The 16552-nt window shown below is 39.0% G+C and carries 14 protein-coding genes and 1 pseudogene; 9 read left to right on the top strand and 6 right to left on the bottom strand.

Features of this window, described 5'->3' with window-relative positions:
• Positions 1-351: 351 nt before the first annotated feature.
• The 5 genes and pseudogenes from AN490_RS13855 (at position 352) to AN490_RS13835 (ending at position 4836) form a co-directional block, all read left to right on the top strand.
• The gene (locus AN490_RS13855; protein ID WP_300004265.1) at positions 352-2262 is read left to right on the top strand and encodes a patatin-like phospholipase family protein; all 1911 of its coding nucleotides are present in this window, start codon (positions 352-354) and stop codon (positions 2260-2262) included.
• Between the two features lie 116 nt (positions 2263-2378).
• A complete protein-coding gene (locus AN490_RS13850; RefSeq protein ID WP_148765143.1) occupies positions 2379-2771 on the top strand; it encodes a hypothetical protein in 393 nt (130 codons plus the stop codon).
• Positions 2772-3297: 526 nt separating this feature from the next.
• Positions 3298-3655: pseudogene (locus AN490_RS13845) on the top strand (glutathione S-transferase family protein).
• 157 nt (positions 3656-3812) lie between these two features.
• Complete coding sequence (locus AN490_RS13840; RefSeq protein ID WP_366925041.1) at positions 3813-4403, top strand: bile acid:sodium symporter; 591 nt, start codon at positions 3813-3815, stop codon at positions 4401-4403.
• Between the two features lie 61 nt (positions 4404-4464).
• On the top strand, positions 4465-4836 hold the full coding sequence (locus AN490_RS13835; RefSeq protein ID WP_300004260.1) for a hypothetical protein: 372 nt from the start codon (positions 4465-4467) through the stop codon (positions 4834-4836).
• Positions 4837-5018: 182 nt separating this feature from the next.
• Here AN490_RS13835 and argS read toward each other — a convergent pair whose 3' ends face one another.
• Positions 5019-6827, bottom strand: coding sequence for an arginine--tRNA ligase (gene argS / locus AN490_RS13830; RefSeq protein ID WP_300004256.1), 1809 nt, complete (start codon positions 6825-6827; stop codon positions 5019-5021).
• Between the two features lie 209 nt (positions 6828-7036).
• On the opposite strand from argS, the gene AN490_RS13825 reads away from it, so the two are divergent.
• Positions 7037-9520 carry an endonuclease MutS2 gene (locus tag AN490_RS13825; protein WP_300004253.1) on the top strand — a complete coding sequence of 828 codons (2484 nt, stop codon included), beginning with the start codon at positions 7037-7039 and terminating at the stop codon, positions 9518-9520.
• Here AN490_RS13825 and AN490_RS13820 read toward each other — a convergent pair.
• On the bottom strand, positions 9437-9748 hold the full coding sequence (locus AN490_RS13820; RefSeq protein ID WP_300004250.1) for a hypothetical protein: 312 nt from the start codon (positions 9746-9748) through the stop codon (positions 9437-9439). The two genes, AN490_RS13825 and AN490_RS13820, sit on opposite strands and share 84 nt — an antisense overlap.
• A 24-nt stretch (positions 9749-9772) precedes the next feature.
• Between AN490_RS13820 and AN490_RS13815 the strand changes: the two genes are divergently transcribed.
• A complete protein-coding gene (locus AN490_RS13815; protein WP_300004247.1) occupies positions 9773-10375 on the top strand; it encodes a DUF3038 domain-containing protein in 603 nt (200 codons plus the stop codon).
• A 71-nt stretch (positions 10376-10446) separates the two neighbouring features.
• Positions 10447-11988, top strand: coding sequence for a DUF4335 domain-containing protein (locus tag AN490_RS13810; protein ID WP_300004244.1), 1542 nt, complete (start codon positions 10447-10449; stop codon positions 11986-11988).
• Between the two features lie 302 nt (positions 11989-12290).
• Here AN490_RS13810 and AN490_RS13805 read toward each other — a convergent pair whose 3' ends face one another.
• Both AN490_RS13805 and AN490_RS13800 read right to left on the bottom strand, forming a co-directional pair.
• Positions 12291-12419, bottom strand: a complete 129-nt coding sequence (locus tag AN490_RS13805; RefSeq protein WP_300004241.1) for a hypothetical protein — start codon at positions 12417-12419, stop codon at positions 12291-12293.
• 31 nt (positions 12420-12450) lie between these two features.
• Positions 12451-13113, bottom strand: coding sequence for a glycosyltransferase family A protein (locus tag AN490_RS13800; RefSeq protein ID WP_041457867.1), 663 nt, complete (start codon positions 13111-13113; stop codon positions 12451-12453).
• A 109-nt stretch (positions 13114-13222) separates the two neighbouring features.
• Between AN490_RS13800 and AN490_RS13795 the strand changes: the two genes are divergently transcribed.
• Positions 13223-14221, top strand: a complete 999-nt coding sequence (locus AN490_RS13795; RefSeq protein ID WP_300004237.1) for a glycosyltransferase — start codon at positions 13223-13225, stop codon at positions 14219-14221.
• A gap of 91 nt (positions 14222-14312) precedes the next feature.
• Here AN490_RS13795 and AN490_RS13790 read toward each other — a convergent pair whose 3' ends face one another.
• A complete protein-coding gene (locus AN490_RS13790; protein WP_300004235.1) occupies positions 14313-15230 on the bottom strand; it encodes an LD-carboxypeptidase in 918 nt (305 codons plus the stop codon).
• A complete protein-coding gene (locus AN490_RS13785; RefSeq protein ID WP_300004232.1) occupies positions 15223-16245 on the bottom strand; it encodes a DMT family transporter in 1023 nt (340 codons plus the stop codon). The genes AN490_RS13790 and AN490_RS13785 overlap by 8 nt, the downstream gene beginning before the upstream one ends.
• Between the last annotated feature and the right edge of the window lie 307 nt (positions 16246-16552).

Genomic DNA, 16552 nt, shown 5'->3' with positions numbered 1-16552 from the left:
CGAGCGCCCATATTTTAATCACCTCAGTAGATTGATTTTCCGTATTTACTTATCTTTACATAGTTTGATTTCTTTGCGCCGACTTACTTAGGTTAAGTGCGTTGGAGTTAAAAATATATGGGACTCCTATGGGATTTTGGCACAAAACTACCATAGCATAGGGATCAGTGTACAAGTCTTATAGGAAAGAATGATCAGTCAGCATTTAGAAACTACGACACTTGTAGTGTGAGTATTGCAGCAACAGTCAATATATTTACCAACAAGCTATATTGCCTGATAGATAAAAATAAATTATGTATATAGTTCGTTGATTAATTACAAATTATATTATTTGGAGATGAAAATGTTGTGACAAATCAAGTAAATACCCAATCAGTTCTGACATTTGATGGTCAAGATGACTACATAAATTTTGGCAAAAATGATATTGGTGGTGTGTTTGCTCAGGGGAGTTCAGCCTTTACGATTTCCGGATGGGTGAATCCGCATCAACTCACCAATAAAGCAACTACATACGGGTCACACAATGTATTTTTTGCCCGTTCTTCAGACCGATACAGTGATAATTTTGAATTTGGCATCAGTGAAGAAGGTAATTTAGATGTATACATTGATGAAAATATTGACAATGTTATTAAAACCTTTGGCAATGGAGAATTAACCATCGGACAATGGCACTTCTTTGCCATTGTTTTTAATGGCGGTCAACTGACTATATATCTTGATGACCATGAATATACTGGGTCTTTGACAGGTTCTTCTTTGAACAAAGCAACTAGTCCTATAACCATGGGGGCGACTTTACACAATAATGTATACTTTACAGGACAGTTGGCAAATATTAGCGTCTGGAATTATCCCTGTACTCAAGACCAAATCCAAACGCATCGCTCTAGTCCTCTAGTTGGAAATGAACCAGGATTAGTAGCCTACTGGAGATTAAACGAAGGAGAAGGAACAACTGTCCAAGACCAAAGTGGAAATACCCATAATGGAACCTTGTATGGTAATCCCAGTTGGAATTTAGCACAAGTTCTATTTGCGATCGCACAATCATCCAGCGAGGGACACAGACCAAGTAGTTCACCTGCAGAGATAGCCGAAATCGCCCAAACTACCGAATACCCAATCCCAGACAATATTCAACAACAGGAACAAGCGCAAACACCCTCTAAAGAGGAATCGAAACAAACTATGAATAATACAGCAAATCCCAAATATAAAATACTTGCTATTGATGGCGGTGGTATTCGGGGTATTATCCCCGCAATCATCTTGACTGAAATTGAAAAGCGGACACAAAAACAGATTTTTAGTTTGTTCGATTTAATTGCAGGTAGTTCCAGCGGAGGAATTCTCGCACTCGGACTAACTAAACCGCGATTAGATTTAGCAGGATCTGATAGCCCACCCGTCGCCCAATACAGTGCTGAAGAACTTCTGCAAATATATTTGGAATATGGGGCTGAGATATTTTACGAGCCATTCTGGGAACAATTACTCGGACAGATAGAGGATATATTCGTTCAACCAAAATATTCTTCAGAGGGGAGAGAAGAAATTATCAAGCAATATTTTGGCGACAGCCCTTTAGAAAATAATCTCAAAGAAGTTTTCGTAACGAGCTACGATATCGAGCAGCGAATTCCCATATTCTTTACTAATAAGCTCGAAAAACAACAGACTAAATCGAAAAAGTTTCGCAAGTTATGCCTAGGTTTTACGCTCACAGATGCAGCATTGGCAACTAGTGCAACTCCGACTTATTTTGCTCCCTATCGTGTTTCCAGTTCCCATAATACCAACGGCTTCTATACATTAGTGGATGGGGGATTAGTTGCGAATAATCCCGCTAATTTGGCTATTTTAGAGGCGCAAATTAGTAGGCAAGAAAATCAACAAGCCCTGAATATAGAGGATATCTTGGTAGTATCCTTGGGTACCGGTTCCCTGACCAGTGTCTACCCTTATGACCAAGTGAAAAATTGGGGACTATTGCAATGGACAAAGCCGCTGTTAAATATGGTGCTTGACGGCGGGAGTGAAGTAGTAGCTGGAGAATTAGAACGGTTGTTTGAGGCTACTAATAAATGTCATAAAACTTCTTATTATCGGTTTCAACCATTCTTAAAAAGTGAACTCGAAGATATCGATAATGCCAAACCAGAAAATCTGCGCCAATTACAAACTTTAGCGAATATACTGATTCAAGAAAAAAATCAAGAAATCGATGAATTGTGTAGTATCTTGTCAAGCTAGGGACTTCCAAAATAAAAAATATCCCATATTTAGGGTGCGTCAGCCGAACGGTTATTAATTGAAATCACAGATTGATAAGATTGTCAGCAAAAGTATCACAATTTTAGGTAATTACAATGGACGAAATCGTTAAAAAATTGGCTGGTCTGGGTCTTCCTGGCATAATTCTCGTGGTTTTAGCAGTTTCATCAGCAGGTAGTAATGCTGCTATTGTTGCTACCCTCACATCTGTGGGAGGACCGTTTGGTATCCTCGGAGGTATAGGTCTGCTTGGTCTGACAACAGTTGTAGGGGATACTGTAGCAGGCTATGGAATTGAAGCTATTCTCAAGGCTATATATACAGAACGTAGCAAAACCGAATCAGTCAGATTTCTGCTCAAAGAAATTAAAGATTTGCCTATTTCAGACGACCTAAAACTCAAACTGAAAAATCACCTCAGTCCCGAAGCCAATACTTCTGCTGAAGCACCAGCAGAACCAAGGGAAGTGGAAATTGTCGAGGAATAATTTCTGGATTTACCCATCTGTCACAGTCAGTAACTCAGCCCTAAAGGGACTGAACTTGCAAGAAAAGCAGAAACTTACACAAATATAGTTCTGTTTCCCTTTTTTACGACCATTTTTATTAATTCATATTGGGCGTGAGTCAAGTGGTAGGGTATGCTTTACTCATGTTACTCTCTTTTGTGCTGTGTTCTTTCTATTCACAACTTACACTGGGAGAGCTTTTTTACTCACTCACCGACTTTTCAAACACCCTCTTAAATTGTTGGGCATTTTGGCTCTACGTTTGGAGAAGAATGTTTGCTAAAAGACTTGTTTTTTAGTAAAAACTATGGAATACTTCTAATATAGTACGCTAATCCGACCAACAAACCGTAGTTAATTTAAAGCCCTGGTAGTTTACCAGTCAAAAATGTAAATCGTAGGAGTGAAATTGCTTCACTTCTATCTTTGGCTGTCATTCAACTTGCGATTTTTGCAATTAACTAAAAATTCAAACAAATCCTAATCAAGGAAAGGAAAGTATTTTATGAGTAACATTCAACTTTATTACACTAAAGGTTCTACTTTCTCCCAAAGAACTCGTGTGGTATTACTGGAAAAAGGAATTGATTTTACACCCATTGAAATTGATTTACAGAACAAATCAGAAGCTTTTACCCAAGTTTCTCGTTACGGTAAAGTTCCAGCGATTAAGCACGGAGATGTAGAAATATACAGTTTTAGAAAAGTTCCGTAATTTTACACTGCCAACAGAAACACCCAAATTGCAGCAATGGTGGGAAAATTTGCGCCAACGTGAATCCATTCAACAAGTTGCTAATCCTACAGAATTCTATGTAGAGAGATTTGCTAAAATTCTTGGTTTAACAGTCCCAACGGCGTAAAATGCGGTTTCTAATATTACTGCTGATTCAGGTAGTTGCACTCATATCACTATTTACCAATTCACCAGCATTAGCAGATACCATTAGCTCCTTCGTGGTTCGTTCAAAGATTAAGTTTCGCGCAAAGGCGCAAAGAAGCAAAGGCGCAAAGTTGTAGATTTTTTATACAAGGTTATTTTATGTTACATTCAATTTTGCGGGTGCTGTCTCTATTTTTCCTACAGGTTTAAAGTTAACTGTTAAACAGATTTGGCAACCTCTTCGTAATATTCGTTTGGTTGTTTTGTCGCTATTAACAAATTTTGTTTTAGTGCCACTTTTTGTATATTTGCTGCTGCAAGTAATACCTGTTAATGAACCTGTGAAAGATGGTTTTATCATTATGGCATTAGCATCTGGTCCGCCAGCTTTACCTAAACTTGCCCAAATAGTTAAGGGGGATTTAGCTTTTGCTACAGGGTTGATGATGATGTTAATGTTCGGTACTGTTTCTTATATGCCGATTGTATTACCATTAGTTTTAGAAGGTGTAGAAGTCAATTCTTGGGATATTGCTAAACCTTTAATAGTGATGATGATCATACCTTTGGTAATTGGGTTATTAATTAAGAATAAATCGGAAGATATAGCTCTTGGTTTGCAGACTATTATCTTCAAGATATCTAATTTTGGATTGCTTTTAGGTTTAGGAGTGAGGTTGATTGTACATTTCCATGAAATTATTATGGCTCTACCGCTCCCTTTATGATATTTTCGGTAAAATATCCCTGAAACCCCTACACCGATTGGATTTGATTTAGATTAAACCCATGTACACCAATGGTTTTGGATATATTAAAAGGATGTTTGATCATAAGGGGAACGGTAGAACCATTATTATTTTATTGACAAATGGTGTGATCTTTGTTTGTGCTATTTTTATTATCTTTTCTTTTACTGTGGGTTATCTTTTGGGTGGTCCTGGTATTGATACTCAAAGAGTTCTAGGAGTAGGAACTGCACAACGCAATTTTGCCGCAGCATTGTTAATAGGTACGAGTAATTTTGATGATCCGAATGTGATCAGTGTGATTATGGTGACGAGTTTATTAATGATGGTATCTGTTCTGATTTTGGGTAAAAACTTACCAGAATTAGATCAAGAACAGGGTGTAGATTTGGAAAAGGTAGAGGTTTCGTGATGACATAATTGCTGGTTATGGAGTTGGTTTTTTTGGCTGATGATATGTATGACGATGCTTACAGCAGATTTCGCTCTAATGAGGTACTTATGTAGCGGGCAAGATGCCCGCACTACAAGAGTTTCATGATTCAAGTGGGTTTTGTCTGTGTAGCCGAGATTTATAATCGTCAGGACTTAATATTACATCCTTTCTAAAACCTTAATTCCCAACAAAGATAATCCCAACTTGAGAGTTTTTGCAGTTAAATCACATAACATTAACCGCGAAGTTCTAGCAGGTTCTTCTGATTTGAGAACAGGGCAATTTTCATAGAACTTATTAAACTTATCGCTGAGTTGATACAAATAATCACACAAACGATTTGGTAATAAATCCTGTTCTACTTCCTTAATTACTTCATCAAGTTGTAGAAGATGTTTAGCTAAAGTTAATTCTGCATCTTCTTTTAGTAAGATTTGGCGATTTATTCCTAAGTTGGTAAAATCAATATTCCCTTGACGACTAATTCCTTGAATTCTCACATAAGCATAGAGAAGATAAGGGGCTGTATTGCCTTTGAGAGATAACATTTTGTCATAACTAAAGACATAACTACTGGTGCGATTTTGGCTTAAATCTGCATATTTAACCGCACTAATTCCCACAACTTCCGCGACATTTTGCATAAATTCTTCTGGTTCTGTGCGTTCATCTTCTTGTAATCTATTTTCTATGTCTGCACGAGCGCGGTTAATAGCTTCATCTAACAAATCTCGTAACCGCACAGTATCCCCAGAACGAGTTTTGAATTTTTTGCCATCTTCACCTAAGACTAACCCAAAAGGAACATGAACTAATTCCACATCTTCAGGAATCCAATTTGCTTTTCTTGCTACTTGGAAAAATTGGGCAAAGTGGTTAGATTGTCCTTCGTCTGTCACATAAACAATCCGCTTGGCTTTATCTTCTTGAATGCGATAACCTAAAGCTGCTAAATCTGTGGTTGCATAGTTATAACCACCGTCAGTTTTTTGGACAATTAAAGGTAAAGGATTACCTTCCCTATTTGTAAAACCATCTAAGAAAACACATTTTGCCCCTTGACTTGATTCTAATAATCCCGTTGTTGCTAAATTTTCCACAACTTTTGGTAATAGTGGATTATAAAAAGATTCACCTCTTTCTATTAATTTGATATTCAGTAAATCATAAATGATTTGAAATTCTTTTCGAGAAGCTTTACAAATAGCAAACCATGCAGCTTTTGTCCATGTTGTTAGGAAATCTGATGAATCCCTAGATTGTAACCTTACTACTGCTTCACGGGATCTTTTTTGAAACTCCTCATTGTTATCAAATTTCTTCTTAGCTTCTCTATAGAATTCAACCAAGTCCCCTATATTTATATCACCCTCTAAAGAGTTGCCAAGAGAAGTTTCTATAAATGTAGCACCTTGTAGATCGGGATAACGATCAAAAAGATGAGTAATTAACATCCCAAATTGCGTACCCCAATCACCAACATGATTTAAGCGTAAAACATCATGACCACAAAATTCTAAAATCCTGGCAATGGAATCACCAATAATAGTCGAACGTAAATGGCCGACGTGCATTTCTTTAGCAATATTCGGACTAGAAAAATCAACAATTTGCTTTTGTGGATTTGTTGCTGTGGGTATTCCCAATCTAGCATCTATCTGAATCGCGTTAAGTTGTGCTTCTAAATAAGAAGTTTGTAATTTGAGGTTAATAAAACCAGGACCCGCGATTTCTGGAGGTTCACAAATATCAGAGACATCTAGTTTACTGACAATTTCCCCAGCAATAATTCTCGGTTGCTTTCCTAACTTTTTACTTAAAGATAAAGCCACATTAGCCTGATAATCACCAAATTTAGGATTACTGGCAGAAACCAAAATTGGATCTGTATTGGTATAATCTGTACCAAAAGCAGCTACTAAAGCCTGTGTTAATTTTAGTTTTAGTTGTTCTTGTGTAGCGTTCATTATGTAAATTGGATCTGTGTCAAAGGTGCTGTAATCCTTGATTTTAACTTGAAAATATAATCAATTAAAGAAAATTATCTAGGATAGATGGCAGCATTCAGCCAACGTCACCGTTTTTGTGACAACAAAACCTAAAAATTTTATCCTTGAAGATTTAGTCTGATGGCGGCTAAAATTGTTACGATAACTTCAGATTAGTTGTTGAAACCTTGATTCAATCTGAAACCTTAGAATTACTAGAGTGGCCTCGCTTGTGCCAGCACCTTTCCACCTTTGCGGCAACTAAGCTAGGGGCAATAGTTGCGCGTGACTTGCCGATTCCTGAAACCCAGGTAGAAAGTGAACAGTTATTAGCGCAAACCAAAGAAGTTTACGAACTGGAAAGTCGTTTACATCCAGGATTATCCTTTGAAGGAATCCAAGATATCGGTGATTCCCTAGAACGGGCAATACTTCAAAGTATTTTACCTGGAGAGGAACTATTAGCGATCGCTACCACCCTGGCAGGGACAAGAAATTTACGCCGTGTCATTGATAATCAAGAAAATGTCCCAGTTTTAAACGATTTAGTTTCCCAATTACGGACGTACCCAGAATTAGAACAGGAAATCCACCGTTGTATTGATGAACGGGGAGAAGTAACTGATCGCGCTAGTCAGAAAATGGGGGAAATTCGGGTAGAATTGCGGAAAATCCGCAGCCAAATTACTCAAAAACTCCAAAATATTATCCAAGCCAAATCGGGAGCAATTCAAGAACAGTTAATTACCCAAAGAAGCGATCGCTTTGTCATCCCCGTCAAAGCCCCCCAAAAGGACGCAATTCCCGGCATTGTTCATGACACCTCCACCAGTGGCGCAACCCTGTATATAGAGCCTAGCAGTGTCGTTCCCTTGGGTAATCAACTGCGGCAAATCTTCAGAAAAGAGCAAACCGAAGCCGAAGCCATTCGTCGGACTTTGACGGAGAAAGTAGCCGCAGTTACCCCAGATTTAGAAAGGTTATTAGCCATTGTCACCACCTTAGATCTAGCAGTTGCGAAAGCTCGTTATAGTCTGTGGATAGGTTCTAACCCCCCGCGCTTTATCAATCGTCAAGACAATGAAATTATCACCTTGCGAAATCTGCGCCACCCGTTATTAGTATGGCAACAGCAGCACGAACAAGGAAATCCCGTCATTCCGGTAGATTTGCTGATCAGTCCCCAAATTCGGGTAGTCACCATCACCGGACCAAATACAGGTGGAAAAACGGTAACTTTAAAAACCTTGGGATTAGCGGCTATCATGGCGAAAGTGGGTTTATTTGTTCCTGCCCGTGAACCCGTAGAAATGCCGTGGTTTTCGCAAGTTTTAGCTGATATTGGCGATGAACAATCTTTACAACAGAGTTTATCCACGTTTTCAGGACATATTCGCCGCATTAGTCGAATATTAGAAGCATTGGCGGAGAAAGGAGTCAGGAGTCAGGAGTCAGGAGTCAGGAGAAAGAAAGAAGAAGAGGAAGAAGTCAGGAGAAAGGAAGAGGAAGAGGAAGAAAAAGAAAAAATAAAACTACCAGTCCCCAGTCCCCAGTCCCTCGTATTACTGGATGAAGTTGGTGCAGGCACAGATCCGGTTGAGGGTAGTGCATTAGCGATCGCTTTACTCAAATATCTCGCCAATCATACCCAGCTAACAATGGCTAGTACCCACTTTGGCGAACTCAAAGCCTTAAAATATGAAAATCCTCAGTTTGAAAATGCTTCCGTAGAATTTAACGAAACCACCCTTTCACCCACTTATCGGCTATTGTGGGGGATTCCTGGACGTTCCAACGCCTTGAGTATTGCCTTGCGTTTAGGGTTAAAACCAGAAGTAGTAGCAGCAGCTAAAACTCAGGTTGGAGAAGCCACAGACGAGGTAAATCAAGTCATTGCCGGTTTAGAAGCCCAACGTCGCCACCAAGAAACCAAAGCCGCAGAAGCCCAAAAATTATTACGTCAAGCCGAACGATTATATAAAGAAGTTTCTGACAAAGCTGCTGCTTTAGAAGCCAGAGAAAAAGATTTGCGGGCTTCCCAAGAAATTGCCGTTCAACAAGCAATTACCCAAGCCAAAGGTGAAATTGCCCAAGTTATCCGCCGCTTGCAAAAAGGCACAGCCAACGGCCAAGATGCCCAACAAGCCACCGCATCCCTAAGTCAAATTGCCCAAAAATATGAACCTGCACCGCCACCTAAACCTAAACCTGGGTTTATGCCCAAAGTCGGCGATCGCGTGCGAATTCCCAAATTAGGGCAAACCGCCGAAGTCTTAACAATTCCTGATGCTGACGGCAATTTCGCCATCCGTTTTGGCATCATGAAAATGACAGTCCAACTCCAAGATATAGAATCATTAGATGGACAAAAACCCGAACCCATAGTTAAAGCAAAACCAGCCCCAGCCGTAGTTACACCACCACCAGCCCCAGCCATTCGCACCTCTCAAAATACTGTAGATTTGCGCGGAAAACGCGTAGCTGATGGCGAATATATCTTAGACAAAGCCATTTCTGAAGCCGCTGGACCCCTGTGGATTATTCATGGACACGGTACTGGCAAACTAAAGCAAGGAGTTCACGCTTTCTTACAACAACATCCCAGAATTACCCATTACGAACCAGCAGCACAAGCCGATGGTGGTAGTGGTGTCACTATTGCTCATATCTAAAGGGAACAGGGAACAGGCAAGAGGCAAGAGGCAAGAGGCAAGAGGCAAGAGGCAAGAGGCAAGAGGCAAGAGGCAAGAGGCAAGAGGCAAGAGGCAAGAGGCAAGAGGCACAACTAACAACTGTACGGGCGAAGCATTTGGAGAACTATTTTTGGCAATGACCGATAATTTATCTTCCAAATGCTTCGCCCCTACTAACAAATCTCGTTTCCAAATAGGTAACAACACCAGCGTCTTTCAGCTTAATCATCTATGCTAAAAGTTATGCACTCAACCGCTAATTCCACTATACCAAAATCAGCTTGGGAGGATTTAAATCAACTTCCAGCCTCGAATGCAATTCAATGGGAAAATATAAAAACTCAGTTAGATCTAGTGCTATTAGCCCTAGAAACCTTAACTGGTATTGGTTCAGAGGCAATGCTATCAGCCGCAGTTAGTCTGGATTTAGAATCAAAAGTACCAGATCGGGTAGCCCTGTGGCGATTGCGGCAATCGAATCCCCTTCGCAAAAGTCAAGGAGGACGAAAAAAATTAGATGTAGAAGAAGCGCGATCGCTAGTTTTAATTATCTGTTATCTCGCCAAGCAGCACCAGGAATTAATTCGCCGGGCTGTCGGTTTATTAGAGCAGATGACAGCAAATAAGCAACAACCTCACCAAACTGCGTTATTGGGAGATTATATAGATAGTTTTTGTAATACTTACCAAGAACGCATGGAAGAGGAAGAAGCCACTCCTGGGGATATACTTACCCACCTAGCCCTAAAACTGTTAATAAATTTACTCTTTTATAGTGCCGGCGGTGGACACCGTCGTTTGTGGTTAGCACTCATAGACCTTTCCACAAAATAATTTGTGATTTGCGATTTTCACTCCCAATCTAAAATCCAAAGTTCCCTATTTTTTTCGTTGAAATTGTTGTTATGTCTCTATCAAATCCTGTCATTCGTCGCTATACCCCCCCCACTTGCACACTAGAAATCTGGGCGGAAAACTCCCCTTTGTCCCGGTGGACAGACAAAACTATTATTAATGATCCTAGTTTTCGTCTGCAATTTGATGATCCACAACTACCAGAAGCACAGAAAATTATCATTCAGGGTGATCACCAGCAGCTAGAAGTTTTATGTAATATTGTTACCACTTACGTTCAAAAGCTGCTGCAACAATCTGCCGAAGATTTTAGTATCACTTTAGCAGGTAATGATTATCCCCATACAGGATCAGCAGCAGCGCCAGAATCGCCCGATATTCCCCCGTCTGCCTTTCCTACCCAAAATTTACGATCCTTTAACACTCAAATTCCCCAAACAAAAGTTTATTTAGAATCTAGTAGTAATTTAACTCACAAACTCTTTTTTGGTGATCTTGCTAACCAGACATCTGGACAGGTAATTCAACTGAGTTTACTACAACTATTTGATTTAGCAACAGCTTTAGATGAATACACATCTGATATCATTGTTTTACCAACTACTAGTAGTCAAACTGTCAGGCAGAATCTACCTAAGTGGGCCCCTATAGCCGCAGTTTTGGTATTAGCAGCCGGTTTAACACCATTTACCTGGCAATATGCCAAGAATATTCAGAAAAATCGGCAGAGAATAGCTAAAAATAGTTCTGAGTCCGTCAAACCAGTGGCGATAGAACCTTCTGTACAAGACACTACACCAACGCCGCCACTCCCTTTAATCACGCCTCAACCCCAACTGATACCACCACTTACTAACTTTAGTACGCCCTTACCGCCGCTTTCCGTTCCTAATACAACTATCCCTGGGACACCAACCACAACATCTCAGCCGTCATTAACCAAACCATCCAATACTTCTTCCTATCCTATTCCTCGACAAATTCTTGATAGCCCGAAAGTAGCAAAAGCCATACCAAATTCTTCAAGTATTCTGGCTAAAAAAGGCATGAATACCCCTAAATCTCAGAATTTGCCATCTAATATTTCCCCACCATCTCAGTCTGTTGCCACTATCCCCAACAATAGTTTTAGTAATCTTCCTAACATAATTCCCACTCCTTTTACTCCGGAATTACCGCAGGATACTGTAGGTATCGCTACGCCAGATCAGCCATCTCCAGCGGAAAATAAAGAGAATTTAATTAGGAAATTAAGAACTGCAACTAAAACTACGTCAGATACACAAGTTACTAATAATAAGACTTTATTTGATACACCTCAAGTAGCAGAAGCGAGAGAATATCTCAACAAACGTTGGCAACCACCAACTGGTCTCTCTCAAGCCTTAGAATATAGTTTAACATTGGGTATTGATGGTACAATTGAAAAGATTTTGCCCTTAAATAAAGTTGCCAGAGAATACATTGATAGTAGTGGCATTCCCCAAATTGGGAAACCTTTTGTTTCTACTAATAAATCTGGGCAAAACTTGAGAATACGAGTTATCCTCAATCCTGATAGTAAAGTGCAAACATTTCCAGAAACACCATAGGAATTAAAAATTACAAAAAAAGGGAATAGGGAAAAGATAAGAAACTAAAGTTTCACCAGTTTAAAGCTCAGTTAAAAAAAGATGTTGTTAAAAGATGCGTAGCCCGAAAAAAAACAGTGTCATTATTTCAATTTCATGTTTTTAAACATGAGTTTTTTCTGTTCCCTGTTGCTTCGGAGTTCCCTCTGAACTAATAATTTTGCTTCGATTGCTCTTTGCTAAATTATAAAATCTAAATAGGGCTTGCTGAATAAACCGAAAACCTAGATAGATTAAGATGCAAGGAATAAGGATTGAAACCATTAAAAACCTATCACTTTCTGAAATTTGAGACTATTCTTCTCTCCTTCTAATTCTTCCTCCTGACTCCTGACTCCTGACTCGGTGACTCCTGACTCCTGACTCGGTGACTCCTGACTCCTAGCCCTCACGAAAAGACTTTTTCAGCAAGCCCTAAATAGGTTAATTAGAAGAGGACATTTTATCTAGGAAAATCTTGGTGGTACTATCTTCTACTCTCGTATAAATATAGGTTTCCGGCTCTTTGATTTTGTGAGTTTTGAAGATTTTTTCGGCACGCTCCCATAAATCTGCATCCTCGCCATAGGGAATATTATTAAATCCCTTTAATTCAAAAAACATCGGTCTTTTTCCAAAAAATGTAGCACCGACAACGCATTCTCTAATATTAATTGTTTGATCAGGTTGAAAATAATCAGGAACAGAAAATTCCTCCTCAATTTCACATCCACCTTCAATCAAATCAATCTCTGGATTAGCTTGCATAAATTCCAGCCGCGACTCTAGATGATGGGGTTTATAGGTATCGTCACTGTCAATAAACGTGATATAGTTACCAAAAGATGCTTGAATACCCGCATTTCTGGCGTAAGCGGCTTTCCGATTTTGATGTTTAAGATAACGGATATTATTAAATTTTTGTAAGTAACTATTGACAATTTCAAAAGTATGATCTTGGCTACCATCATCCACTACAATTAATTCAAAATCCTGAAAAGTTTGTTGAAGGACGCTATTTATGCAATCGTTTAAGTATTTTGCCCGATTGTAGGTACATAAAATAATCGAGATTGTCGGTTTAGGGTCAAAATTTATACTAGGCATTTTTTTGAGGTTGAACAAAAGTTCCCTGAAATTAGGTATAACTCGCATATTATACGTTATTTATGGATTACTATAAAAATCACCCATTTGTTCAAAATCATTAAATATTATGAATCAAAATCAGCTTATTCAACAAGAGTTAAATCCTCAAATTACAGTTGTCATGCCAGTGTATAATGGCGAGAAATATCTTGATACAGCAATAAAAAGTATTTTAAATCAAACGTTTACGAATTTTGAATTTGTCATTGTAGATGATGCTTCAACAGATAGCAGCGTAAGAATCATTAATTCCTATAAAGACAAACGCATCAAATTAATTCAAAACAATGTTAATTTGGGGATACCCACAACTAGAAATAAATGTTTGCAAGAATCATCAGGTGAATACATTGCTGTTTTAGATTGTGATGATTATGCTTATCCATCAAGATTAGCAGAACAATTTGAGTTTATGGAAAATAACCCAGATTTTGGTATGGTTGGATCTTGGGTTGAATTAATGGATGATCAGGATAATTTGACGGGTGAAGTATGGAATGAGGAAGAACCCGATCAAAAAATTCCTTGTCGGTTGTTATTCCATAACTATTTTGCTCATTCAGCGGTTTTGATGAGAAAAAGTGCAATCAACGCAGTTGAGATAAATGGAGAGGTTTATAGAAAAGATTATCCAAATGCTCAAGACTATGATCTATGGGTAAGAATATCAAAAAAATTCAAAGTTTGGAATCTTCCCAAAGTGTTAATTAAATATCGTGTACATTCTCATTGTATAAGTCTAAAAGCCGCAAATTTAGTTGAAAAATTGACCTGTAAAATAGTTACTGATCAAATCAATGATTTAGGTATTCAACCCACGGATAAAGAATTAGCATTACATAGACAAATAGGATCTTATAATCCCCAGGAAATTGATACATCTATAGAGTACATGAAAGAAGTAGCAAATTGGTTGACAATACTCAGAAATGCTAATAATAACACAGGTTTATACAATCATCATGATTTTAATCAAGTTCTAGCAGATTTACAGTTATTTATATTTTGTCATTGTCTTAAACAACAAGAAATGGAACTACACAGATTAGAATTGATTACCTCATAGCAATACCTTGTCCAAATTGGAAAAAGCCTTGATTTGTAGGTTGGGTTAAGCGATAGCGCAACCCAACACCCCATCACAAAAAGGCCTATGTCTATGGGGAAAAATGCAATATTCCTTGTTCAGCATCTAATATTGCTTTTACCCCCACAGGTAAAGCAGCATTGGGGCTATCATGACCAAAGGGGAGATTGGAAACTATGGGAATACCCAAATCACCCAAACAATCGCGCAATACTTCCTCTACAGTAAAACTAGGTATATTAGGTGGGGCTTCACACTTAGTAAACCCTCCCAAAGCAATACCACGAACTTTAGATAAAGCCCCGCTCAAACGCCACTGAGTTAACATCCTATCAATGCGATAAGGTGTTTCTGTCACATCTTCCCAGGCTAATATTACACCATCGAGGTCGGGTAAAATCGGTGTTCCTAAAAGATGGGTTGCTACTGTCAGATTACCAGGAAGCAAAATTCCCGTACTTGTTCCACCACACCAACCACAACCTTTTAAAGGTGCGAGGGGACGACCTTCTACTATGTCCAATAGCCTTTGGATTGACCATTCTGGCTCATTGGCTAGGGTAGTCATGACGGGACCATGTACACTGGCAATTCCGGCGTTATAGAGACTCCAAAGCAGGGCTGTGATGTCAGAAAAGCCGATTAACCATTTAGGGGTAATGGTATTTTCTTGCCAAGTCCAATCTTCTAAAATCCGGCTACTACCAAAACCACCTCTCGCGCAGAGAATACCCTTACATTCTGGATCTTGCCATGCTGTGGCTAATTGCTGACGACGGTGGGCATCTGTACCAGCTAGATAACCATGTCTATTATCTATGTTATCGCTGATTTTGATGCGGTAGCCGTGCGACTTCCAAATTTCCACACCTTGATTAAAAGCCTCAACTTCTCGTAATGCACCACTGGGGGCAATGACGCGCAGTAAATCACCGGGTTTGAGGGGTGGGGGTAGGAGGGTAGATTTGAGATTTTGAATGTTAGACATCAAGAGAATTACTGGCGGTTGTTAAATTCTGGGTAGATGTGGTATTTGTATCGGTGACAGTAAGTTTCTGATTTCCGCCGATATTTTCCCGTTGGTTAATTAAATAAATACTGATTAAGGTCAGAAAAACCCCAAACCATTGAATAGTAGTCAGGACTTCATTGAGAAAAATATAACCAAATATTAAAGCAAAAACGGGTGTGAGAAAAGTCAGAGAACTTAAACTGGTGAGATTGCCACTAGAGGCAAAGTAGAAAAATAATCCATAGGCGATCGCACTGCCAAATACAGTAGCATAACTTAATGCCAAGCAGTCCGATAGGACAAGATTTTCCCACTGTTGAGATTCTAATACTGAAGAAATTCCCCACAAGGGCAAGCCACCGATAATCATGTGCCATCCTGTAGCTGTTACTGGATCTACATATCGGCACACAAAGCGAATCATCACTGTTCCCACAGCCATTGATAAAGCTGCCAGTAACATTAACCACTCACCACTATCAAATAACTGTTGCCAATTATCTGTAGAGATGGTGATTCCTGATGCAAAAAGATGGAAAATCCACTCTTGAGGTAAACCAATCAAACTAATTCCTGTGATTCCCAAACCTAACCCTAACCATCCCCATAATCCAATATGTTCTTGAAATAACCACAGGGAAAGTAAGGCTACTGCTAGGGGTTGGGAGTCTATCATTACCGAACCTAAACCAGCATTGGTTCTGACTAAACCTTCAGCTAAAAAGCCTTGAAATAAAGTACCATCAACTAAAGCAAATATAATAATCCACAACCATCCTAACCAACTTTTAGGTTGAGGTTTACCCATAAATGCAGCCACCATGAGAATTAACACCCCCGCAGGTATTAATCTGACTCCAGCCATAAATAGGGGTGTGGTGTGAGGAATTACGCCTTTCATGGCCACCATTGCTGTACCCCAAAGGAAAAAAGGAGCAATTAATAGTAGATACGCGAGGGGATTTTTAGATCCACTGAGTTGCACTTGCATGAGATGATTGTGGTTTTTATGAATAGATGGAAAAATTAGTTTAACTGATTTTACGGTTTTTAAAGTCTTGGTGAGTGGAAATAAGATTTTAATAAGTATTAACCGCAGATGAACGCAGATGAACGCAGATAAAGATGGATGAATTCAGGGATTTTAGGATGCTGTTAGGAGTAAAGAATAGGACATCAAATCTTCAGACATCTATTGACATTTTCTGACAATAGGTTCATAATATTAAATATATACGAGAGTTTTGTAGTTAATTTAAAGTCAATAAATATTTTGAGTAACTGTAATGGTTCCGAAT

It is taken from the genome of Anabaena sp. AL09 (assembly GCF_001672255.1).
Taxonomy (GTDB): domain Bacteria; phylum Cyanobacteriota; class Cyanobacteriia; order Cyanobacteriales; family Nostocaceae; genus Dolichospermum; species Dolichospermum lemmermannii.
The sequence above is the reverse complement of the archived record's forward strand: the minus strand, read 5'-3'. Positions and strand labels throughout refer to the sequence as shown.

Bases quoted from the DNA above. Each gene is read 5' to 3' on its own strand.
- AN490_RS13815 (WP_300004247.1), top strand. From the start codon at position 9,773: ATGCTAAAAGTTATGCACTCAACCGCTAATTCCACTATACCAAAATCA.
- AN490_RS13800 (WP_041457867.1), bottom strand. From the start codon at position 13,113: ATGCCTAGTATAAATTTTGACCCTAAACCGACAATCTCGATTATTTTA.
- AN490_RS13785 (WP_300004232.1), bottom strand. From the start codon at position 16,245: ATGCAAGTGCAACTCAGTGGATCTAAAAATCCCCTCGCGTATCTACTA.
- AN490_RS13790 (WP_300004235.1), bottom strand. From the start codon at position 15,230: ATGTCTAACATTCAAAATCTCAAATCTACCCTCCTACCCCCACCCCTC.
- argS (WP_300004256.1), bottom strand. From the start codon at position 6,827: ATGAACGCTACACAAGAACAACTAAAACTAAAATTAACACAGGCTTTA.
- AN490_RS13795 (WP_300004237.1), top strand. From the start codon at position 13,223: ATGAATCAAAATCAGCTTATTCAACAAGAGTTAAATCCTCAAATTACA.
- AN490_RS13850 (WP_148765143.1), top strand. From the start codon at position 2,379: ATGGACGAAATCGTTAAAAAATTGGCTGGTCTGGGTCTTCCTGGCATA.
- AN490_RS13810 (WP_300004244.1), top strand. From the start codon at position 10,447: ATGTCTCTATCAAATCCTGTCATTCGTCGCTATACCCCCCCCACTTGC.
- AN490_RS13835 (WP_300004260.1), top strand. From the start codon at position 4,465: ATGTACACCAATGGTTTTGGATATATTAAAAGGATGTTTGATCATAAG.